The 241-nt window shown below is 42.7% G+C and carries 1 pseudogene; it reads left to right on the top strand.

The features are described 5' to 3' along the window. Positions 1-241, top strand: a pseudogene (locus ciss_RS09090) (hydrogenase expression/formation protein HypE); the annotation flags it as partial.

A 241-nucleotide genomic window follows, 5' to 3' on the forward strand; every position in this document is an offset into this window, starting at 1 on the left:
GAAAAAGGTAAAGGAGATAAAATTTATATAAATACCGCGGGTCTTGGTTTAATTAGCACCCCGAATAATCCGTCAGGGAAAAAGGCCAGACCCGGGGATAAAATTCTCGTCAACGGCTTTTTAGGAGACCACGGTGCGGCAATTTTAGCAGTACGGGAAAATATTCCGGGAGATTTTACGAGCGACTGTGCGCCTTTAAATGAACTTGTAAAGCCTATTATTCAGGAATATCCGGTTCATG

This window comes from Carboxydothermus islandicus, assembly GCF_001950325.1.
GTDB classification, from domain to species: domain Bacteria; phylum Bacillota; class Z-2901; order Carboxydothermales; family Carboxydothermaceae; genus Carboxydothermus; species Carboxydothermus islandicus.